Source organism: Exiguobacterium sp. s43, assembly GCF_018617255.1.
GTDB classification, from domain to species: Bacteria; Bacillota; Bacilli; order Exiguobacteriales; family Exiguobacteriaceae; genus Exiguobacterium; species Exiguobacterium profundum.
The window spans coordinates 494,231-515,010 of the sequence record NZ_JACSJT010000001.1 but is presented as its reverse complement, the minus strand read 5'-3'; the positions used below and the strand labels follow the sequence as shown (position 1 = coordinate 515,010).

The 20,780-nt window shown below is 50.5% G+C and carries 20 protein-coding genes; 13 read left to right on the top strand and 7 right to left on the bottom strand.

The window, feature by feature from the left end:
- Window positions 1-4: 4 nt before the first annotated feature.
- The 5 genes from KNO79_RS02650 to KNO79_RS02630 are packed head-to-tail and all read right to left on the bottom strand — an operon-like array spanning window position 5 to window position 4,059.
- On the bottom strand, window positions 5-1,291 hold the full coding sequence (locus KNO79_RS02650) for an arsenic transporter (RefSeq protein ID WP_214690572.1): 1,287 nt from the start codon (window positions 1,289-1,291) through the stop codon (window positions 5-7).
- A 32-nt stretch (window positions 1,292-1,323) separates the two neighbouring features.
- Window positions 1,324-1,602: a Fe-S cluster assembly protein HesB gene (locus KNO79_RS02645; RefSeq protein WP_074036072.1), complete on the bottom strand. Its 279-nt coding sequence runs from the start codon at window positions 1,600-1,602 to the stop codon at window positions 1,324-1,326.
- On the bottom strand, window positions 1,599-3,356 hold the full coding sequence (arsA, locus tag KNO79_RS02640; protein WP_214690571.1) for an arsenical pump-driving ATPase: 1,758 nt from the start codon (window positions 3,354-3,356) through the stop codon (window positions 1,599-1,601). The genes KNO79_RS02645 and arsA overlap by 4 nt, the downstream gene beginning before the upstream one ends.
- Window positions 3,357-3,368: 12 nt before the next feature.
- Window positions 3,369-3,728: an arsenite efflux transporter metallochaperone ArsD gene (arsD, locus tag KNO79_RS02635; protein ID WP_214690570.1), complete on the bottom strand. Its 360-nt coding sequence runs from the start codon at window positions 3,726-3,728 to the stop codon at window positions 3,369-3,371.
- A gap of 13 nt (window positions 3,729-3,741) precedes the next feature.
- Window positions 3,742-4,059 (bottom strand): ArsR/SmtB family transcription factor, encoded by a 318-nt coding sequence (locus KNO79_RS02630; RefSeq protein ID WP_012727076.1) that lies wholly within the window; start codon window positions 4,057-4,059, stop codon window positions 3,742-3,744.
- A gap of 233 nt (window positions 4,060-4,292) precedes the next feature.
- On the opposite strand from KNO79_RS02630, the gene KNO79_RS02625 reads away from it, so the two are divergent.
- The 8 genes from KNO79_RS02625 to KNO79_RS02590 all read left to right on the top strand — a co-directional run bounded on the left by KNO79_RS02625 (window position 4,293) and on the right by KNO79_RS02590 (window position 12,444).
- The gene (locus KNO79_RS02625) at window positions 4,293-5,765 is read left to right on the top strand and encodes a SulP family inorganic anion transporter (RefSeq protein WP_214691255.1); all 1,473 of its coding nucleotides are present in this window, start codon (window positions 4,293-4,295) and stop codon (window positions 5,763-5,765) included.
- A 70-nt stretch (window positions 5,766-5,835) separates the two neighbouring features.
- Window positions 5,836-6,249, top strand: coding sequence for a universal stress protein (locus KNO79_RS02620; protein ID WP_047794988.1), 414 nt, complete (start codon window positions 5,836-5,838; stop codon window positions 6,247-6,249).
- A 110-nt stretch (window positions 6,250-6,359) separates the two neighbouring features.
- Window positions 6,360-6,566 (top strand): PLD nuclease N-terminal domain-containing protein, encoded by a 207-nt coding sequence (locus KNO79_RS02615; RefSeq protein WP_012727079.1) that lies wholly within the window; start codon window positions 6,360-6,362, stop codon window positions 6,564-6,566.
- Window positions 6,563-7,411, top strand: a complete 849-nt coding sequence (locus tag KNO79_RS02610; protein WP_159562797.1) for an ABC transporter ATP-binding protein — start codon at window positions 6,563-6,565, stop codon at window positions 7,409-7,411. The genes KNO79_RS02615 and KNO79_RS02610 overlap by 4 nt, the downstream gene beginning before the upstream one ends.
- The gene (locus KNO79_RS02605) at window positions 7,411-8,169 is read left to right on the top strand and encodes an ABC transporter permease (protein ID WP_214690569.1); all 759 of its coding nucleotides are present in this window, start codon (window positions 7,411-7,413) and stop codon (window positions 8,167-8,169) included. Before KNO79_RS02610 ends, KNO79_RS02605 begins: the two co-directional genes overlap by 1 nt.
- A gap of 92 nt (window positions 8,170-8,261) precedes the next feature.
- Window positions 8,262-10,019, top strand: a complete 1,758-nt coding sequence (locus tag KNO79_RS02600; RefSeq protein ID WP_214690568.1) for a C39 family peptidase — start codon at window positions 8,262-8,264, stop codon at window positions 10,017-10,019.
- A 191-nt stretch (window positions 10,020-10,210) separates the two neighbouring features.
- On the top strand, window positions 10,211-11,434 hold the full coding sequence (locus KNO79_RS02595; RefSeq protein ID WP_374193983.1) for an exo-beta-N-acetylmuramidase NamZ family protein: 1,224 nt from the start codon (window positions 10,211-10,213) through the stop codon (window positions 11,432-11,434).
- Window positions 11,435-11,544: 110 nt separating this feature from the next.
- Complete coding sequence (locus KNO79_RS02590) at window positions 11,545-12,444, top strand: CAP domain-containing protein (protein WP_214690566.1); 900 nt, start codon at window positions 11,545-11,547, stop codon at window positions 12,442-12,444.
- Between the two features lie 87 nt (window positions 12,445-12,531).
- On the opposite strand, the gene KNO79_RS02585 is transcribed toward KNO79_RS02590, so the two are convergent.
- A complete protein-coding gene (locus tag KNO79_RS02585) occupies window positions 12,532-12,930 on the bottom strand; it encodes a hypothetical protein (RefSeq protein ID WP_159562802.1) in 399 nt (132 codons plus the stop codon).
- Between the two features lie 144 nt (window positions 12,931-13,074).
- Between KNO79_RS02585 and KNO79_RS02580 the strand changes: the two genes are divergently transcribed.
- The 3 genes from KNO79_RS02580 to KNO79_RS02570 are packed head-to-tail and all read left to right on the top strand — an operon-like array spanning window position 13,075 to window position 16,238.
- Window positions 13,075-14,007 (top strand): ABC transporter ATP-binding protein, encoded by a 933-nt coding sequence (locus tag KNO79_RS02580; RefSeq protein WP_214690565.1) that lies wholly within the window; start codon window positions 13,075-13,077, stop codon window positions 14,005-14,007.
- A 10-nt stretch (window positions 14,008-14,017) separates the two neighbouring features.
- A complete protein-coding gene (locus KNO79_RS02575) occupies window positions 14,018-15,151 on the top strand; it encodes an ABC transporter permease (protein ID WP_214690564.1) in 1,134 nt (377 codons plus the stop codon).
- On the top strand, window positions 15,138-16,238 hold the full coding sequence (locus KNO79_RS02570; RefSeq protein WP_214690563.1) for an ABC transporter permease: 1,101 nt from the start codon (window positions 15,138-15,140) through the stop codon (window positions 16,236-16,238). Before KNO79_RS02575 ends, KNO79_RS02570 begins: the two co-directional genes overlap by 14 nt.
- Before the next feature lie 39 nt (window positions 16,239-16,277).
- On the opposite strand, the gene KNO79_RS02565 is transcribed toward KNO79_RS02570, so the two are convergent.
- Entirely contained in the window at window positions 16,278-18,962 is a 2,685-nt protein-coding gene (locus tag KNO79_RS02565) for an HD domain-containing phosphohydrolase (RefSeq protein ID WP_214690562.1), read from the bottom strand.
- Between the two features lie 200 nt (window positions 18,963-19,162).
- Here KNO79_RS02565 and KNO79_RS02560 point away from each other — a divergent pair, with 200 nt between their 5' ends.
- Together KNO79_RS02560 and chrA are read left to right on the top strand one after the other, a co-directional pair.
- Window positions 19,163-19,471 carry a PadR family transcriptional regulator gene (locus tag KNO79_RS02560; RefSeq protein ID WP_031422630.1) on the top strand — a complete coding sequence of 103 codons (309 nt, stop codon included), beginning with the start codon at window positions 19,163-19,165 and terminating at the stop codon, window positions 19,469-19,471.
- A 4-nt stretch (window positions 19,472-19,475) separates the two neighbouring features.
- Window positions 19,476-20,660 carry a chromate efflux transporter gene (gene chrA / locus KNO79_RS02555; RefSeq protein ID WP_214690561.1) on the top strand — a complete coding sequence of 395 codons (1,185 nt, stop codon included), beginning with the start codon at window positions 19,476-19,478 and terminating at the stop codon, window positions 20,658-20,660.
- Window positions 20,661-20,780: the final 120 nt, after the last annotated feature.

Below are 20,780 nucleotides of genomic sequence, written 5' to 3'. Positions count from 1 at the left end.
CTCCTCAATAAAGTAATAAGCTGATGTATAGGCCGAGCAACGTGATAGCCAATGTCGGAATCGTCAAGATGATCCCGACTTTAAAGTACTGTCCCCATCCGATTTTGAGGCCTTTCGTACGAAGGACGTGGAGCCATAGAAGCGTCGCTAGCGACCCAATCGGGGTAATCTTTGGACCGAGATCGGAACCAATGACGTTCGCATAGATTAACGCTTCCCGAACCTGTCCGGTCGTATGCGTCAAGTCGATGGCGAGCGCATCAATCATGACGGTCGGCATATTGTTCATGACCGATGACAAGATGGCGGCCAAAAAGCCCATCCCGAACGTGGCACTGAAGCTGTTAACCGCGAACCAATCGATAAAGTTCGCCAATACTTGAGTGAGTCCGGCATTTTGTAAACCGTAGACGACAATATACATCCCGAGCGAGAAGAAGACGATGGCCCACGGTGCACCTTTGATGACTTGCATCGTCTGGACCGCTGACGAGCGGTTAGCCATCACGAGGAAGAACAAGGCGATTACACCCGCGACGAGCGAAACGGGGATCTCGACTAAATCACTCGTGAAGTACCCGATGACCAGTAAACCGAGTACAATCCAGGATAAGCGGAACATCGTATGATCTTTAATGACGGACGAAGGTTCAGCCAACTGTGAGGCGTCATACTGTTTCGGGATATCTTTTTTGAAATAAAGGTACAACACGAGCAGACTCCCCGCGACCGCGAACACGTTCACGAACACCATCCGCGCGGCGTACTCGGCGAACCCGATACCAAAGAAGTCGGCTGAGACAATGTTGACGAGGTTCGAGACGATGAATGGAAGACTTGCCGTATCGGCGATGAATCCCGATGCCATAACGTATGCCAAGACGACCGTGTCCGGTAGTTTGAGAGCCCGGACCATCGCTAAAACGATTGGCGTCAAGATGAGCGCCGCCCCGTCGTTCGCAAACAATGCTGCGACGAGGGCACCGAGTAACGTGATATAAACGAAGAGTTTCACCCCGCCACCTTTGGCGATTCGCGCCATGTGTAAAGCGGCCCATTCAAAGAATCCAATCTCATCTAAAATGAGTGAAATGATGATGATTGCGATAAAGGTGAACGTCGCGTTCCAAATGATGCCCCATACCGTTCCGACGTCATCAAGATTGACGACGCCCGAAACGAGAGCGATGACAGCCATCCCCATCGCCGAGTAACCGATGCCGAGGCCTTTCGGTTGCTTGATGATGAGGAAAAGCGTCACAAGAAAAATTAAACTAGCAATCCACTGCACAATGTAATCCTCCAATAATCTCTATTTATTTTTTAGCAACTCGGCTGCAAACCGTGCAATACGAGTGTCATTCCCTCTTCTGTTGATTCAACGTCGAGCGTGACGTTTGCGGACAACGCTGTAGCTTCGTTCGCCACGGCAAACGTAAGGTCGTCGAAGTGCTTCACCTCATCGGTCGCTTCCGGTGTCGCTACGGCCAAACCTAGTGTCGGTCCACAGCAACCGGCCTCCGTGATGATGCGGACCGATTTTGTCTGCTCCTCCTCTAGCGCTGTTTTTAAGTAATCGATGGCTTCATTCGTGATGTTCATTTCACTTCCTCCTTCAATAGTTGGGATAACGCGGAATATCCGACTGGCAAATGTTCTTGCCAGGCGAGTATCGTCGGACGCCGATAGCTGTTCACACGTTCGAGCCATAGGACTTCATTCGCGACTTTCGCGGTCAATAGTTTGCTCGTGACATCGAGTGGCGTGAACGATTGATTAACGACCCAAGCGAACGGTAGAATCTTAGCCCGATTCAAATCTGCTACGAGTCGTTCAGCTTCATATACCGGCGTCGCTTCAGGCAAGGTCGTGATGATGACGTGCGTTTGTTTCGGATCACGTAATTTCGGCAACAAATCTCGGACTGCTTCCGGGACAACGCCAGTCGAGCGTTCGAGTTCGCGATGATAACTCTCGGTCGCATCTAACAGAAGAAGCGTGTGTCCGGTCGGTGCCGTATCGATGACGACGAAACGGTCTTTCGCTTTCGCCACCTGATTCGCAAAGGCACGGAAAACGGCGATTTCTTCGGTGCACGGCGAACGCAGGTCCTCTTCGAGCATCATACGTTGCTCTTCATTCAGGTCCCCTGCTTCCTTGAACACATCCTGTCGATACCTCTCAATTTCAACTTTCGGGTCAATGGCATCGACCGTGAACGTATCTGCAATGTTTGTCCCAATCGTGAAAGCGACATGAGCGGCCGGATCCGTCGTCGTCAAATGAACAGAGTGCCCTCTTTCATGAAGCGCAACCGCAATCAGCGAAGCAAGTGTCGTCTTCCCGACACCACCTTTCCCCATCGTCATGATGACACTTGGACCGTCCGCCTCAATCTCATCAACGAGTCGATCAAGTGATCCGTAACGACTCGAGTCATAGCATGCATTTGCGACAGCGACCGTCTCTCCGTTCACAAAGCGCCGAAGTGCAGAGACACCGATCAGATTTTCGTAAGCATATGGAAGTTTGAATGCCTCGAGGTCAGTTATGCCTTCAGGAAGTTCACGGAGTGCTTGTTGCTGACGCTCGATGAGCCGCTTCATGTATCGGTCTGCCCCTTCATCCTGTTGGATAAGACCGTTGACGATGAGCTGCATTCGCTCGATACCGATGGCGCGAAGTTCGGTCGCGGCACGCTCCGCTTCGATGAGTGTGGATGTTTCGGGACGGGCAACGAGAAGCAGTGTCGTCTCTTTACCATCAGTGAGCGTCTCAACTGCCTTTTTGTACTGCAATTGTTTGTCAGCTAAACCGGCAAGCGGACCAAGGCAAGACGCACCTGTCGTGTTCGTCTCCAAAAATTCATCCCATGCACTCGGCAAGGTGAGTAGGCGCAACGTATGACCAGTCGGTGCCGTGTCAAAGATGACGTGATCGTACGCCTCACGGGCTGACACGGACGTCAACAAGTCCGTAAATTGGTCGAATGCCGCAATCTCAACCGTACAGGCACCGGATAATTGCTCTTCCATCGACTGAATGGCCACGTCCGGCAATACACCTCGATAAGGTCCGACCATGCGCTCCATATATTGTTTTGCCGCTTCTTCGGGATCGAAGTTGGCGATGGCAAGCTTTGTTTCCGGAACGAGGCGCGGCGTCTCATCGAGTTCCATCTCAAACACGTCTTGTAAATTACTAGCCGGGTCGGTCGAAACGAGTAAGACACGCTTGCCTCGGTCGGCGAGCGTCAGGGCGAGGCTTGACGCCGTCGATGTCTTCCCGACGCCACCTTTCCCGGTCAAGAACACATAACGGGTCGGTTCAATCGTATGAAAATCAAATGTCTTCATGAGCATATCTCCTTATTTCTTCAGTGAGATGCGAACTTTCGGCTTTTCTCCATCTTTCTTGGCAAATGCGTCAACTGGTAGTCCCGTCAACTCCGCAATTTCTTCATCTGTTAAATAGGCACCCCGTTTTACGATTTTTCCATCAACTACTGTGAGCGGTAGCATCTCGAGCCCATTTGCAATTTCAGCTTGCACCTTGACATTTTCAACGAATCGATTCGGTTCCGATGCCAGATTATAACGAGCAACATCGAAGCCTCGCTGTTTTAACACGTAGTGAATTGTCGCCACTCGCGTCAGTTCTGGATCGATGGATGGACCACATAATCCTGTTGGACAGCACATTGCCGGTTCAAACACTTCAAGTTTCATCGTTGACTCCTCCTTAAATTGCACATTCGGTGTCACAGTCGCAACTCACATCGATTGTCTCAATCTTGTCGAGCAAATCGACGACAATCCCATAAAAAGGGCTCGTCTCATTCAATCGATAGTGGATCCATTGTTTGTCTCGGCGCTCTAATAACAGTCCAGCCTGACGCAACATCTTCAAATGACGGCTGATTGCCGGCTGTGAGATGTCAAAACAGTCGACGAAACTACACGCACACTGTTCTCCCGCTTCCATCTGTTTCAGCATGGTCAATCGAGTCGGATCACCGAGCACCTTGAGTACTTTGCTTAATTCTTCTGCAGTGTACATTTCCACTTCCCCTTCCTGTATAACCTAATTGTTATATAACGTATCCGTTATGAAATTACCATACTTTTCAACTTCATTCAATTGTCATTTCAAAAAAAATCCGTTATGATGAAACACGTTGTGAAAACACGTAACGTTGGAACATTTCCTTTCATATAATGTGGCATTTGATCTTCGTGAGACTCGAAGATCAAAGTCAAAATATAAAGAGAGGTGTGTTCTTCTTGGAAAAAATGAATACAATCAAACAAGACTGGCTCGGTAACGTCCGAGCAGACGTCCTTGCGGGGATTGTTGTCGCTCTCGCCCTCATCCCTGAGGCGATCGCGTTCTCACTCATCGCTGGCGTCAACCCGATGGTCGGGCTCTATGCTTCGTTCATCATCGCCATGGTGATTTCAATCGCAGGCGGTCGCCCTGCGATGATTTCGGCTGCGACCGGTGCGATGGCGCTCGTCATCGTCTCACTCGTCGCCGACCATGGTCTTCAATATTTGCTGGCCGCTGGGATTCTAACGGGTTTCATTCAAATCGTACTCGGTTATCTCGGCATCGCCCGCTTAATGAAGTTCATTCCACGCGCCGTCATGGTTGGCTTTGTCAATGCGCTTGCCATTCTGATTTTTCAAGCGCAACTATCCAACTTTGAAGGGGAAAGCTGGATCATTTGGGCAATCGTCGCCGCGTCACTCGCCATTATCTTCTTATTTCCGCGAGTCACAAAAGCCATCCCTGCACCACTTGTCGCCATCGTCGTCATGACGATTTTAGCCATCACACTCGGTCTCGATACGAAAAATATCGGAGACATGGGAACAATCTCAGCAACACTCCCGGAATTTTTATTCCCGAACGTCCCGTTGACGTTTGAAACGTTGTTGATCATTCTTCCTTACTCGATTTCCCTCGCATTCGTCGGATTGATCGAGTCGCTCTTGACGGCACAAATCGTTGACGATATGACAGGAACGGACTCAAACAAAAACCGTGAATCGCGCGGACAAGGGATTTCGAACATCATTGCTGGGTTCTTCGGTGGGATGCCAGGATGTGCGATGATTGGGCAATCGGTCATCAATGTCTCATCGGGTGCTCGTGGACGTCTGTCGACACTTACAGCCGGTCTCGCGCTCTTCGTCATGATCATGACAATCAGCGACGTGCTCATGCTGATTCCGGTCGGCGCGCTCGTCGGGGTCATGTTCTTCGTCTCCTATGCGACGTTTGACTGGGGTTCGCTCAAAGCGATGCGTACCGCCCAAAAATCGGATACGGTCGTCATGCTCGTCACCGTACTCGTCACCGTCGTCACACATGATTTGTCACTCGGTGTACTCGCCGGGATTTTGACAGCAGCAATTCTCTTCGCTGCTAAAATCTCAAAAATCGATCTCGAGCGAAAGATCGATGCCGACAAGGCTCATTACATGGTGAACGGTCAGCTCTTCTTCGCCTCGACATCTGAATTCGTCAATCAGTTCGATGTGACAGAGGATGCTGAAGCCGGTATCCAAACAGTCACCATCGACTTTGCGAACACGCATCTTTGGGACGACTCTGCCATCGGGGCAATCGATAAGGTCATCTTCAAATATCGGGAAGTCGGAATCGAACCGGAACTGCTCAACTTGAACAAAGACTCGGAAAAACTGCTCAACACACTCGCCCTTCACTTGAAGCAACAAGACGCGAACGCAGGGCACTGATTCATCATTTCCCCGTTTCGCCAAATCACCTATACTAAAAGTAGAACGTGCGAAAGAGGAGGAGTTTTTCATGGGAAAGGTATTTTTAGCGGCAGATGGTTCTGCCCACTCGAAACGTGCGCTAGAAAAAGCGATTCAGCTCGCAAAGGCGTCGAATGCATCGATTGATATCGTGCACGTCATCAGTGCGAAGGAATCGAAAGAAGCGGCCCTCAATTCGACAGGGAAAATCGACTTGGAGACGAAGCGAAAGCAGATGCTCAAGCCACTGTTCGATTTGACGGAAGCAGAAGGCATTGCCTACGAATACATCGAACTTCGTGGGGAGCCGGACGTCGAGCTCGTCAAATATGCGAACCATGAACCATACGAATACGTCGTCGTCGGATCACGTGGATTGAACACGTTCCAAGAGTTCGTGCTCGGTAGCGTGAGTCATAAACTGGCCAAACGAGCTCTCGCTCCTGTCATTATCGTGAAATGACGCATCGTCCCCATCCGTCGTGAGATGGGGATTTTTTGTGTCACATACAGGGGACATACCGTTCATGTAGAATGTTTTAAAGACAGCTAATTCAAAAGGAGGTTCTCGCGATGGACATCGCAAATGACCCGAATACACTTTTTCTCATCTTACTACCTGTTTTGATTTTGCAACTCATCCTGCTCGTCGTCGCCTTGATTGACTTGTTCAAACGCGACATGACGAATGGCCCGAAATGGGTATGGCTTCTCGTCATCGTCTTCATCAACATACTCGGCCCAATCGTATACTTCTTATGGGGACGGACTCCGCGATGAAAATCACACATGTAACGAAGCGATTCGGCTCCTTCACGGCGCTCGATGATGTCAGTTTCGAATTACGACCGGGTTGCACGTCCCTCCTTGGAGAAAACGGTGCCGGGAAGACGACGCTTTTGAACTTGCTCGCCCGCGTCACCGAACCGACAAGTGGCGATATGACCGGACACGAACGTATTCGGATTGGCTATTTGCCTCAGCGCCCTGCCCTCTATCCATCGTTGACTCCCGTCGAGACGATTCGGTATGCCGCTGAATTGACGGGGACCAAACACGTCGAGCCGATTCAACTATTGAAACGAGTCGGGCTCGAACCGGTCGACCGGCCGGCAGCGAACTTATCGGGAGGGATGCGACAGCGTCTCGGGATCGCCCAAGCGCTCGTCCATGACCCGGAACTCTTACTGCTCGATGAACCGGTCTCGGCACTCGACCCACGCGGTCGACGAGAAGTACTCGATCTATTAAGTGACTTGAAACGAGAGCGAATGATCCTGTACTCGACGCACGTCCTGCCGGATGCCGAAGAGGCAAGTGACTGGGTGCTCCTGCTTCGACAAGGCAAATTGCTCATGGAAGGAACCGTGACCGACCTGCTCGGTTCGAAGTCGACCATTGAGCTACGTCTCTTTGACGATGGGACGACCGATGCAGACTGGACGCAGTTAGAAGGCGTGACCCGAACAACCAAACGTGGTTCGACGTGGACGTTTGAGTCAACGGACCGGAATCTCGCCGAACGGGCGATTTTGCGGCGCATCCTGGAACGGAATCTCATCATCCAATCACTACACGTCGGGCACCCGTCACTCGAATCTTTATTCTTGGAGGTGAACGCCTGATGCGTACCGCAATCTTTAAACAGGAATGGCGAGAGTCATGGTCGAACAAACGACTCATTTGGATCCCAATCGTGCTCATGCTCCTTGCCTCGATGCAACCGCTCACGCTCTATTTCCTACCAGATATCCTCGCTTCCGGTGGCAATTTACCGGACGGCGCCGTGATTGATCTCCCGACACCGACACCAGAAGAAGTGTTGATTTCAGTCAGTGAACAGCTTCGCCAAATCGGTCTTCTCGTCGTCTTGTTGTCGGCGATGCATACGTTTAGTCATGAGCGGACGAACGGAACGCTCGCTTGGCTCAAGTCGTTACAAATCCCGACGTCTCGCATCGTTATCAGTAAATGGGCACATTACGTCCTATTGACGGTCGGTGGTCTCGTACTCGCCCAATTAGCGGCCGCTTACTATACGGTTATTCTTTTCGAGGCGTTTGATGTAACCGCATTTCTCATATCTACAGCACTTCTTGTCTTTCATTTTGTCGTTCAGCTCTCCATCTTCATTCTCCTCGCTGCGATGATCGAGAGCGGTGTCGTTGCGGTCGTCTTGACGCTCGGTCTTCATTTCGTCATGTCGCTCCTCATCGGCTGGGTCGACCTCGATTGGATGCCATGGATGCTCGGTCCACTATCGAGTCAGGTGTTCTTGACAGAAGTGAATCTCGTGTGGCCGATTGTGACCGGAACCGTTGTCGTCATCCTATCCCTGTATATGGCGTCGAAACGACTTCGGTTCATGAGTCATACGGCGTAAACGTCTGACCTTACAAATGATTCATTTGCCACAGCTTCATCTTGGATAAATATGGGTATCTCTTCTGTATACATACAGAGGAGGTCACATGAATGACATGGAAAAGAAGGGTCGGCATCGGTCTGTTAATCGGTGCAGTGTGGACGAGTCCACAGTTCGCGTCCGCTGAGGGTTCATTCCAACAGACGGAGGATGGCATCGTCTATACATCGAGTGACGGGACGGTGTTGACAGGGTGGCAAGTAATCGAGGGTCATACGTACTATCTGAATGAAGATGGTACCCTCATCACAGGTTGGCAGGAAATCGAAGGTACTACATATTATTTTGAGACAGACGGTCGACTCATCACGGGTCCCCATGCGGTCGACGGCACGACATACACATTTGACGAGAACGGGAAGCTACTCACCGGATGGCAAGAACGCGATGGTCTCGTCTATTATTACGACGAAACCGGTCAAGCCGTCACCGGCTTCCAGACAATCGAAGGCAAACGATATTACTTCAACGAGGACGGGGTCCGACTCTCGAGATGGCAACAGTTTGGTGACGCCAAACATTATTTCTTCCCAGACGGGACCATTCGTACAGGCATGTACACGATTGACGGCAAGAAATATTATTTGATGGAGCAAGGAAAGATGGCGACCGGATGGCAGACGATCGGCACACGACGCTATTATTTCGGGACTGACGGGGTACGTCGACAAGGTCTCACCCGAATCGGTGAAAAAGTGTATGGATTTCATCCCTACTATGGGTATCGCCTCGAAGGGTTGCATCGGATTAACAATCGTCACTACCTGTTCGGAAAATACGGCGATCGTAAGTATGGCCTTCAACAGATAAATGGTGTTATGTACGGCTTCCATCCGACCTATGGCTACCGACTAGAAGGTATCCACACATTGAATGCACGCGTCTATTCATTCGATCCATATGGACGTCGTGAGTACGGATTTCAAACGGTCGATGGGAAGAAGGTCGGATTCCACCCGACTTACGGATACCGCTTGAAAGGGAAATTCCGATTAGATGGAAAGACGTATCATTTCCATTCGACCGGTGTGCCGGAGAAAGGATGGAAATATACGACCCAGTACGAATATTATGCTCCGGCCTTGACGAAAAAGACGGATTGGCAAGCCATCGACGGCAAGTGGTATTACTTTGATACATACGGAAAGATGTATCAAAACCGTCGTGTCGGAAACGCCTCATTCGATGCGCGTGGTGCCTATTCTCAGGCACTGTCCGTCTATAAGATGAGCGTCCCGCTCTATCGTCAGTTCCCGATGGGGTATCCGTCAGGCTGCGAGTTCTTCTCCCTCAAAATGGCACTTGAAGAAAAAGGGCGTGCCGTCAGCGCCTCGACCTTATATAACGAGATGCCAAAGAGTATGTGGAACGCTCGCTATGAGAACCGTCTCTATCGCTGGGTCGACCCGAACGTCATGTTCACAGGAGATCCGAAAGGGACGCTCGGAAAATATAAGAACTATGGGATTTATCCAAAAGGCATGATTGGATTCGCCAGTAAGTATCGTCCGGTGAAAGACTTGTCCAATCAAGGGCTCGGCTCGATCGAACGCGAACTGTCGATGGGCAACCCGGTCATCGTCTGGGCGAGTGTCGACTTCAACAAACCATACGGCTACTTCAACTGGTATACCGCTTCGAACAAGAAGTTCACCGGCTACGTCAACTATCATGTCATGTTGGCAACCGGCTATGACAAGTCAAACTTGTATATCAACGACCCATATCGCGGTCGCTTGGTCATCCCTAAGTCAAAAGTGAGCGCCGTCATGAGCGCGACGGGATGGAAAGCGCTCGCGGTCAGATGAGTAAAAAGGAACGTGTCTTTCATCGAAGGACACGTTTTTTATGTCCGACTAGGAGAAAAGTATGAAATTAAGAAATATAAATTCCTATTTTTACAATTAAATATTGAAATTAAATTTCTTAATGGTACACTCCTGTTAAGGAATTGAAGCGCTTACATGAATCAAAGGAGGAGTTTCTGATGAAAAAGTGGATGGGTGGTATGGCTGCGTTGACGATTCTCACGACTTCCATCGTCTGGTTGGACGTCGATGCGAAGTCTGAACCGAAAAAACCAAAGGTCGAACTCGGGGTCGACCGGTTGATGGAAAACCCGGAAATCTTGAAAGGAAAACGGGTCGGACTAATCACGAATCCGACCGGGATCAACGCGGAGAGAACGAGCATCGTCGACCTATTTGACCAGTCCGATGACTTCGAGTTGACGGCATTGTACGGACCAGAGCATGGCGTTCGGGGAGATGCCCAAGCCGGATCGACGGTCAGTTCCTACATCGATGACGTGACGGGGTTGCCTGTATATAGCCTATATGGTGCCACGAAGAAACCGACTCCTGAGATGCTACAAGATGTCGACGTGCTCGTCTTTGACATCCAAGACGTCGGGACACGCTACTATACGTATATCTATACGATGGCGTATGCGATGGAAGCCGCTGCCGAGAACGGGATTCCGTTTGTCGTCCTCGACCGTCCGAACCCGCAAGGCGGGCTTCGCGTTGACGGTCCGGTGCTCGACCCGGATTACTCCAGTTTCATCGGTCTCTATCCGATTCCACTAAAGCATGGGATGACCGTCGGTGAACTCGCGCGACTGTTCAACACCGAGTATCAGATTCAAGCCGACCTTGAAGTCGTAAAAATGAAAGGTTGGAAGCGTTCGATGATGTATGAGGACACGGGACTCCCGTTTGTCATGCCGTCCCCGAACATGCCGACGACCGACACGGTCAATGTTTACCCTGCGACCGGATTGTTTGAAGGAACGAACTTATCCGAGGGGCGCGGGACGACGAAACCGTTTCAGCTGATCGGCGCGCCGTATATAAAAGCGCATGAATATGCGAATGAGCTGAACGGGCTCGACTTGCCAGGTGTCGCTTTCCGAGCTGCCTCGTTCACGCCGACGTTCTCAAAACACGCGGGCAAACTGACGCACGGAGTTGAGGTCTATGTCACTGATCCAGCTCGATTCGAATCGACAAGAACTGGGATTGCGATGATTCAAATGGCTCACAGCATGTATCCGGACGACTTCGAGTTTTTAGCGAATGACTTCATCACGAAATTGACAGGAAACGCCTACGTGAAAGATATGATTCTCGAAGGAGCTCCGCTTGAAGACATCCTGACGAAAATCGAGGACGAACGGGACGCGTTTCTCCCAATTCGGAAAGAGTATTTACTGTATAAATGAAGCAAGGATGGGCTCACGAAGAGTCCATCCTTTTTGTAATGAAATGGTAAAACCAAAAATCACCCAAACGATATAGAATATAGGGAGTCCCACAAAAGGAGTCGATTCCATTGAAGAAGCATATCTCTCTACTACTCACCATCATTCTGACACTCGGAGTGATCGGGTCGCCCTTCTCTATCAACCGCGTCCAAGCATATTATGAGACGTCGATCAACACGACCGGTTACGTGACCAACATTAGTCAACTCAATGTCCGGCAGTCGCCTTCTTTGAGCGCGAAACGACTTGCACTCATTCCGCGAGACGGTTCGATGCGTGTCCGGACATCGTTCCAATTGGACGGTGTGCGCTGGTATAAGATTCAATGGGGCAGCGGCTACGCTTATCTGCCCGCCAAGTATGTCCGCTTGTCCACAGCTGAGGTGAAGTTCACGAAACCGACGTACGTCAAACCGTCGAGCGTTTATTTAAAATCACGTCCGCTCACGACTTCTTCGAACGTCAAGTTCGTCCGGCAGGGTACAGAACTTGAGACCGTGTCATATCGCTATACCGGCACATCACGATGGTACAAGGTGCGCTACGGTTCATACACTGGGTACATCCTCGCCAATCATGTCAGTTTCACGTCGCCCGTCAACGTGTTGACCGAGACAAACAAAGAACGGAAGGCTGCCGGTCTCTCTCTTCTCGCTGCTTCGAGTGAGGCGAACCGTGTCGCCCAAGTCCGTGCCGATGAGATGGCGCGTACGGGTCAATTCTCGCACACGCTCAAGGAGAACGGTACACCCGGGGACACGTTAGACGCTTACGGCGTCTCGTATCGGGGCTGGGGGGAGAACATCTATAAAGGATCGAGCGACCCAGTCCGGGCGGTCGATGCGTGGATGAACAGCAGCGGTCATCGCGCGAATATCTTGAATGCGAATTATACGCACCTCGGGATTGGCAAAGCGATCGATGCCCAAGGGTCGACCATCCATGTTCAAATCTTTTTGACGAAATAACCGCTGAAGGACAGTCACGTCGTGGCTGTCTTTTTTTCGCCAATTAAAAAAGCGGATTCGCATCCGCTCTCGAGCCTTACGCACTTCTTATATCTCATGCTCTTTCACGAGCACACGAAAACGCGGTCGGACGGTCAATTCGATTGACGTCACGGTCCGCTTTCGATCTTCAGCTAGGACGATCAATAACTCTGCGTGGTCTCGCCGGTCTTCTAAAATCTCGACCTTGCTGACGGTGCGGAGCAGTTGATAATATACGAGCTCCCCGTCCCCACCTTTGATATTGATTTCAAACTCGTGATAGCTCGGTGATATTTTAAAGTAGAACGTCTCCCCATGCTTATTCGTGAAACGAAAAATCGACTCATCATAATAGAACGGGAGTGTCGAATCCATTCGTTTCGGTTCGACTGTACAAAACGCAGAAAGCACGATTTCGTCCGGGAACAATGCCCCTTCTTGTTTGTTGAATTGCCATCCTTTCATCCAAATCCCTCATTTCAACACTATAATTATCTGAATAATTAGATTATTGCACATTTCAAGTGTTCCGGACAGGTAAATTCGTGACAATCCTCGAACACCTTTGTGTAGAACGAGAAACATTTCACATGAGAAAGGAGTATCACGATGTCCATTATCTCGCTCGACCATGTCACGAAACGGTTCGGGGATACGATTGCCTTGAACGACCTCACTCTGAAAGTGGAAGAAGGCGAACTCTTCGGGTTGCTCGGACCGAATGGTGCCGGGAAGACGACCGCCATTTCGGTCATGTTGAATCTGTACGAGGCGGACTCCGGTTCGATTCACATTTTTGGAAAAGCGATGCCAAAAGACGAACTAGCCATCAAACGCCGCGTCGGGATCGTGCCGCAACACGTCTCCGTCTATGACCAGCTGACCGTCTATGAGAACATCCAATTTTTTGCGGAGCTGTATGGATTCAGTCCGAAAGAAGCGAAACAAAAGACCGAGGCCGCGCTCCACTTCGTCGAACTCGATGCCCATCAAAAGAAACGTCCGCCCGAACTGTCCGGCGGTCTCCTCCGTCGCCTCAATATCGCCTGTGGCATCGTCCATGAACCCGAACTCATCTTCATGGATGAACCGACCGTCGCCATCGACCCGCAGTCGCGAAATACCATTTTAGAGAACATCCGCGAACTGAATCGCCGCGGTGCCACCATCATCTATACATCTCATTACATGGAAGAAGTCGAACTCCTCTGCGACCGAATCGCCATCGTTGATGAAGGAAGGATCATCGCAGAAGGAACACAGGACGAATTGAAAGACCGTGTCATGACACTCGAGACGGCCCGGATCAAAGTCGATGCGCTCACACCAAATTTGCTCGAACGTCTTGACGCACTCGAACACGTTCAAAAAGTAGAGTATGAAGAACCGTATATCGAGGTGTCGTTAGACAAAGACACGCCGCTTGCTCCGCTCCTTGAGACACTCCATCAAGAACGTGTCCACTTCACCGCCATCACGGTCGACCGCCCTTCCCTCAATACCGTCTTTTTGGCATTGACAGGGAAGACGCTCCGGGAATAGGAGGGACGTCATGTGGACTTTCATCAAATATGATGTGAAACAGCGGCTTCGTGATCGTGCCACCCTCTTTTGGATGCTCATCTTTCCGCTCATCCTCATCTTTGGACTCGGGACGATGCTGTCGGCCGTCTTCAGTGACACGTTCAAACTTCCGGTCACGAACGTCGCCTACGTCGAATCGTCGACCGACCAGTATCGAGAGCCGCTCGAGGCTTTTTTAAAAGAGGATGACATTCAAGCCTTCATCCGACTTGTCCCATACGTTGACCTCCAATCTGCCGAACAAGGTGTGAACGATGGCGATGCCGATGTCATCTTGCAACTCGATGGACCTGACATCACACTCTTCTATGAGGAACCGACGACGGTCGAGTTCGACGTCCTCGATGCCATCCTCGGTCAGTATACGGCCATCGCCAATCAACAGATCACGCTCGCGGAAGCAGGCGTGTCGGCCCCATATGTGAATGAGGCTTGGCTCGATACGGAAAGTGTCGACTTGGCGGGACGTACCCCGACCTCGCTCGAGTATTTCACCGTCACGATCTCAATCATGACGGCATTGTTCGGGTCGTTTTATATCACATCAATGGCACGAGAAGAGCAGCCGAATACAGGCAGTTACTTACGCATCCAAGCGGCCCCAGTCCGAACGGTTCAATATCGACTTGCGCGGACGTTCAGTCGCTACGTCATCATCTTGTTGCAGCTCATCCTCTTGTTTTGGTTCAGCCATTTCGTCTATCGCACATTCGACTTGGCGAACGTACAGTTCGGCTATCTGATTCTGTCTTGGCTCGCCTTGACCGCGTACGGGGTCGCCATCGGATTTCTGATTGTCAACTTGCCGAAGTTGAGCGCGACGACAAAGGATGCGATCGTCAACGGCTTCGTCGCCATCCTCATGATCTTATCCGGTGGCTATGTCCCCGGTTTTGACCAAGTGACGCTGAACTATGCGCCGTGGGCTGCCTACGTGTTCATGCCGATTTTCATGCGGGACGGGATGCTAGCCGTCCTCCTACGTGAAGGTGACATGAATCTGTATTGGCAAAGTCTCGGATTGCTCGGGATTCATCTCCTCATCTTGATTGCATTCAGCTACATTCTCTCGAAAGGGGTGAAGCGTCATGGTTCTCATTAGACATGTGGCCAAACGGATGCTTCGAAAGAAAGGGCTGTGGGTGTTCACCTTCGTGTCGATGTTCGGTTTCGCGCTCATCCTCTCCTTCGTCGGTGGAACGTCCAGTTTGAACGCATCCATCGGGATTGTCGACCGGGACGGTGGACTTCTCGCCGAACGCCTCATTGACGAGGCCGAACGGTTTGGTCGGGTCACGTTGCTCGAGTCGAACACGGATGATGTCTTGTTAGAAGGAGAAGATATCGTCCTCATCATTCCTGATGACTTCACGAAACAGGCGTTCACAGGAGAGATGCCTCGCCCTTCCTTCTCTGCAATCGCCGGGAGTGATGCCTCGTTGATCGAGCAGGCACTGAACGGTCATCTGTCCCGCGAACGCCAACTGCTCGAAGCGAGCGGCTACGATAAAGCGACGTTCGAACAGCTTGCGTCAAAAGAGACGTCGAACGGTTACACACTTTCAAGTGAACCGTTTCAGGAAAGTGTCGCCACGACCGCCCGAACACAGGCCTTCTTCGGTCTGTTGTCGTTCATCATGATGTCGACCTTTCTCCAGTTCATTCCTATGTTTGTCGCGGATGATCGGGACGAGAAGATCTATGCGCGGTTGTTCGCCTCACCGGTGACACCAAGGCGTTACTTCGCCTCTCTGCTACTAGCCTTTTATCTCGTCGGCTTCATCTACGTGATGCTGTTGATTGGCGTGAGCCTCGCTTTATACGGTCAGGATGTATGGACACATCTCCCGACCGTATTCGCCTTGTTTTCTTCCTATCTGCTCGTCTGTCTAGCCCTCGGTGGTCTCATCGCCGTGTTTGCGACGAATCGGGAGAAGGCGAACATCTTTCAAATCTCGGTTACGATGGCATCCGCCATCACCGGCGGGGCGTTCATCAGCCTGCTCTGGTTGCCGGATTCATTGAAACTTGTCGGTCGTTTCCTGCCGACCTATTGGTTGAATAACGGTGTCATCACGATGTATGAGGGTCAGTTCCCGTATCCCTCCATCCTTGTCATGATTGGCATGACCGGAGTCGTCTTCCTCCTCACCATCCTCGTGTTGAAGAAACGACCCCTAACCGTCTAATACAAAAGCGAGCCCCCCATATTCAGGAGGACTCGCTTTTTATTGTTGAAGTGTCGGTACGACTTTTTCAAAGAAGACGTCGACGAGAGATGGGTCAAACTGTTTGCCCGCCTCTTGTGAGATGATGGCGAGTGCCTCGTCAATCGTCTTCGCCTGTCGATACGGTCGCCCCGTCACCATAACATCGAACGTATCCGCAATTGCGATGATTCGTGAAGCAAGAGGGATCTCAAAATCTTGTAGCCCTTTCGGATAGCCTTTCCCGTCCCATCGTTCATGGTGCGCCAAGACAATTTCCGATAAGGCGACATATTCGGGTACGGTACTTAAAATATTGTAACTGATTTCCGGGTGGCGTTTGATTTCATACCATTCCGATTCGGTCAGCGCGCCCGGTTTATCCAAAATATCGTTGCTGATTGCCACTTTTCCTATGTCATGGAGAATAGCGGCCGTTCGAATCTCATTCACTTCAGCATTCGTGAAGCCCATCGCTTCTGCCAGTTGCCCCGCTAAATTGGCGACTCGTTGAGAATGCGCTTCTTCTCGTGGAATCTTCTCATACAGCGTGCGCATGATGATTTGAATGGAATGGTGGCGTCGACTCTGCTTTTCAGAAACCTTGTGGTGATACATCCGATCTTCCGCTAAATTGAACACCTCGGTCAATTCGACATTCGAGTCATGTTTGACCGCTTCACCGAATGATGCGGAAATCGGTAATCCTTCAACCGTCTGCTCGTGGAAGAGACGACCGAGACGATCCGACAGCTGTTTCGCCTCATCGAGCGTCGTATTCGGAGAGATTACGACGAACTCATCGCCTCCGACTCGTGCCACTTCATCTTTCGCGCGCAATTCATTTCGCAAAATATTCGCCGCTTCGACGAGCAGCTGGTCTCCGACCAAGTGTCCGAACGCATCGTTCGTGAGCTTCAACCCGTTGATATCGATGACGATGAGTGTGAGCGGATAAAAGTGGTCATCATCATAGCGCTCCAACGCCTCTTCAAAGTAACGCCGGTTTTTAATGCCCGTCAATTGATCGTGGTAACTGAGATACTCAATCTCTTTCTCATATGTTTTCTTCTCCGTGACATCTCCGATATAACCGTGCCACAACACGTGACCATCCGCTATCTTTTCCGGACGGGATGATCCTAAAATCCAGACGGTTCGTCCGTCCTCGGTCAAGACGCGAAACTCAGCATCCCAAATCGTCAAGTTGCGATAGGACTCATCAATCGACTGCATGACAAGCGGATAATCATCCGGGTGCATCCGTCGGAAGACAAGACTCGCGTCCGTCTGTACCTCTTCTGCCGAAATCCCCAGCATATCTTCAAAGCCTCGGCTAAAGAATGGGAAGTTGAAACTTCCATCAGGCAATAATTCGAATTGATAGATGGCACCCGGGATTTGATCGGACAATTTCGTCAAAAGCCGATCTCGGTCTGCCAACTTTTCTTCTAACTGAACTCGGTCCGTCACGTCTTTCGCGACCGCATAAATATAATTCCCTTGAAGTTTGCAATGCCACTCGATCGATCGATACGTATCGTCGATCGTCCGGAAACGGTTGATGAAGCGGAACAACTCACCACGTTCCTCAAGTTCCATAAACGCCGCTTCCGTGATGGTATCATCATCCGGGTGAACTAGACTAAGAAAGTCGATATTCTCCAGCTCATCAAGTGAAAACCCTAAAATTCGTTCCCATGCATCGTTCAAATGGAGCACTTGTCGTGTGTTGAAGGCCATGATGCACTCCAAGTCGAGGGTCGCGAATCCACCAAACATCGATTTTTTCGTCTCTCCGATTTGATGATCGGCTTTCGTCAATTGCTCAAGGACGTGGACGAGATATAACTCTACGAGCCCTAGCCGATTGGCGACCTTCCCTTTTTCCATCACAATCGTCAAGTCTCCGTATAAAATACCGTCTTTCTCGATTTTGAAGAGAACGACTTCTCCAAGCGAGAAAATTCGAAGTAGATTTTTGACGAGACGTGTTGGAAGCGCACCATCAATAAGTGGACCAATCCCATCAAAGACACGAGGATTTGATTGTTTGAACAGGTCACGACGTTGGTCCGTCATTGGCCACTTCTTCCCGACTGGATGAAATCCAAGAATGTCGAGGCTTCTCTCTAACATTTCATCGATTCCTGATAATGCCACTGTCGTATACGATTCGCCATCCGCATCCATCAAATTGAGAGCGACCGCCTTCGCTCCCGTGAAGTCACGAATTTGGTCAAGAAATTGTTGATTCATTAACAAGTCACTACCCGTCGAGACGAAGCGATGCGATACGTTGACGAGCTGTTTTAACGCATTGTTCTCTTGGACGTGTGGCGTGATGTCGTGAAACATGACGGACACAAACCCCGTTCGTTGGCTAAACACAGACATCTCGAACCAACATTTATTACGGCGAGAATAGTGTTCAAACGTCACGGTCCCCCCATCACTGACGACGTGTGCCACTTGAATCATCCATTCCCGCTCACTATATTCAAAGTCTTTTAGGGCGCTTGACACTTTTTTTCCGATGAAGTGCTTTCGCTTCCCTTTCATGATCTTCTCAAAGGCAGGATTCACTTCAAAGAATTCATAGTCAATCGGCTCCGAAGCGTCGTCGTAAATCACTTTAAACTCGACGTAGCCTTGGGGCATATAACGCAACAATGTATCGTATGAAGAATGAATGGGGTTTGTCACGTCACTTCCTCCTCAGCAAATAAAATCTCTACCTATTCTACCTCATTTGTGATAGATTCCCTATTTTTTCCGAAGTCATTCCCATCTTTTCATTTAAAGTTTTCGTAAACTGCAAGTTCTTCCCTTGCCTCTCTCCCTCACCTTTGCTAGACTGATTTCGAAAACCGATATCGAATTTCGATATTAAGGAGATGACACATATGGAAGACCGCGTCTTGCGGAAGCTGTTTCTCGGATTCATCCACATCCACATTTTGCACCACGCCGCGGAACACCCTGTTTACGGAGCATGGATGGTCGATGAGCTTCGGGAACACGGGTACGAAATCAGCGCCGGGACGCTCTACCCGATCTTGCACGGGATGGAGAAAGACGGGCTCTTGATTCGTGAAAACGAGACGGTCGATGGACACGTTCGCAAAAACTACGTGACGACCGAAAAAGGACTTTCTGTGTTGGCGGAAGCCCGTCAAAAGGCATACGAGTTATTCAAAGAAATTAAGGAGTGAAGATATGACGACACAACGTGTGACGTTCAAGACGTTACTAGAAATTTTATTCGTTTCAACGAGGCTCGGTCTCACCTCATTCGGTGGACCGGTCGCCCACCTCGGTTACTTCCACGAGGAATATGTGAGACGACGCAAATGGATGGATGAGAAAGCTTACGCCGACCTCGTCGCCTTATGCCAATTCTTGCCCGGACCGGCGAGTTCACAGGTCGGAATCGGAATCGGGATTGTCCGCGGTGGCATATTAGGTGGGATCACCTCGTTCATCGGCTTCACGACGCCGTCGGTCGTTGCCCTCATCCTATTCGCTTTATTGTTATCCGGACTCGACGTCTCCGATGCAGGCTGGTTATACGGCTTGAAAGTCGTCGCTGTCGCTATCGTCGCCCATGCCATCTTAGGGATGGCGAGTAAACTGACACCTGATACAAAGACACGAACGATTGCCTTTTTTGCCTTGGCAGGCGTCCTACTCTGGCAAACGACGTTCAGTCAGGTATTGTTCATTCTCCTCGCGGCCTTCGCAGGATTCCTGTTGTTCAAGCCGGACCGTCTCGATACGAAATCGAGTGCGTTCCCGATTTCGAAACGTCTCGGGACCGTTCTGCTGTCGATTTTTGGGGCACTTCTCGTCATCTTACCGATTTTACGGGAGACGTTTGAGAATCAGACGATTGCCTTGTTCGATAGCTTTTACCGGGCCGGTGCCCTCGTCTTCGGCGGCGGACATGTGGTCTTGCCACTACTAGAACGAGAACTTGTACCAGCTGGTTTCTTGAGTGAAGAAGCCTTCCTTGCAGGATACGGTGCCGCTCAGGCCGTTCCTGGTCCGCTTTTCACGTTCGCTTCTTATCTTGGAACGGTGATTAACGGTGTGCCGGGTGGTATCCTTGCGACGGTTGCGATTTTCTTGCCGGCCTTCTTGCTCATCCTCGGAGCACTTCCGTTTTGGGACGCGCTCCGTCACAACCCGAAAGTCGCCGGTGCCCTCATCGGTGTCAACGCGGCGGTCGTTGGGATTTTGATTGCGGCATTCTACAGCCCGATCTTCACGAGTACCGTCAACGGTGCGGTCGACTTCGTGTTCGCTGCCTTCCTGTTCGTGATGATTGCTTATTGGAAGTTACCACCGTGGTCACTCGTCATCGCCGGGGTACTCGGTGGGACGTTGATTAATCTGATGTAAAGTGCAAGGGACCTCGTGTCCCTTTTTTTATTGGATTTTTACGTCATTTGATTGTTAATCTTTTGAAACCATTCCCTCCTCCACGCTCGTTATACTGAAGAATGGATTCAAAAATAAGGG

What these genes read in the sequence shown, in the direction of transcription:
- KNO79_RS02560 (WP_031422630.1), top strand. Translation starts at nt 19,163, where the DNA reads ATGGAAGACCGCGTCTTGCGGAAGCTGTTTCTCGGATTCATCCACATC.
- KNO79_RS02570 (WP_214690563.1), top strand. Translation starts at nt 15,138, where the DNA reads ATGGTTCTCATTAGACATGTGGCCAAACGGATGCTTCGAAAGAAAGGG.
- KNO79_RS02605 (WP_214690569.1), top strand. Translation starts at nt 7,411, where the DNA reads ATGCGTACCGCAATCTTTAAACAGGAATGGCGAGAGTCATGGTCGAAC.
- KNO79_RS02610 (WP_159562797.1), top strand. Translation starts at nt 6,563, where the DNA reads ATGAAAATCACACATGTAACGAAGCGATTCGGCTCCTTCACGGCGCTC.
- KNO79_RS02620 (WP_047794988.1), top strand. Translation starts at nt 5,836, where the DNA reads ATGGGAAAGGTATTTTTAGCGGCAGATGGTTCTGCCCACTCGAAACGT.
- KNO79_RS02645 (WP_074036072.1), bottom strand. Translation starts at nt 1,602, where the DNA reads ATGAACATCACGAATGAAGCCATCGATTACTTAAAAACAGCGCTAGAG.
- chrA (WP_214690561.1), top strand. Translation starts at nt 19,476, where the DNA reads ATGACGACACAACGTGTGACGTTCAAGACGTTACTAGAAATTTTATTC.
- KNO79_RS02580 (WP_214690565.1), top strand. Translation starts at nt 13,075, where the DNA reads ATGTCCATTATCTCGCTCGACCATGTCACGAAACGGTTCGGGGATACG.
- KNO79_RS02625 (WP_214691255.1), top strand. Translation starts at nt 4,293, where the DNA reads ATGAATACAATCAAACAAGACTGGCTCGGTAACGTCCGAGCAGACGTC.
- arsA (WP_214690571.1), bottom strand. Translation starts at nt 3,356, where the DNA reads ATGAAGACATTTGATTTTCATACGATTGAACCGACCCGTTATGTGTTC.
- arsD (WP_214690570.1), bottom strand. Translation starts at nt 3,728, where the DNA reads ATGAAACTTGAAGTGTTTGAACCGGCAATGTGCTGTCCAACAGGATTA.
- KNO79_RS02600 (WP_214690568.1), top strand. Translation starts at nt 8,262, where the DNA reads ATGACATGGAAAAGAAGGGTCGGCATCGGTCTGTTAATCGGTGCAGTG.
- KNO79_RS02615 (WP_012727079.1), top strand. Translation starts at nt 6,360, where the DNA reads ATGGACATCGCAAATGACCCGAATACACTTTTTCTCATCTTACTACCT.
- KNO79_RS02585 (WP_159562802.1), bottom strand. Translation starts at nt 12,930, where the DNA reads ATGAAAGGATGGCAATTCAACAAACAAGAAGGGGCATTGTTCCCGGAC.
- KNO79_RS02595 (WP_374193983.1), top strand. Translation starts at nt 10,211, where the DNA reads ATGGGTGGTATGGCTGCGTTGACGATTCTCACGACTTCCATCGTCTGG.
- KNO79_RS02630 (WP_012727076.1), bottom strand. Translation starts at nt 4,059, where the DNA reads ATGTACACTGCAGAAGAATTAAGCAAAGTACTCAAGGTGCTCGGTGAT.
- KNO79_RS02575 (WP_214690564.1), top strand. Translation starts at nt 14,018, where the DNA reads ATGTGGACTTTCATCAAATATGATGTGAAACAGCGGCTTCGTGATCGT.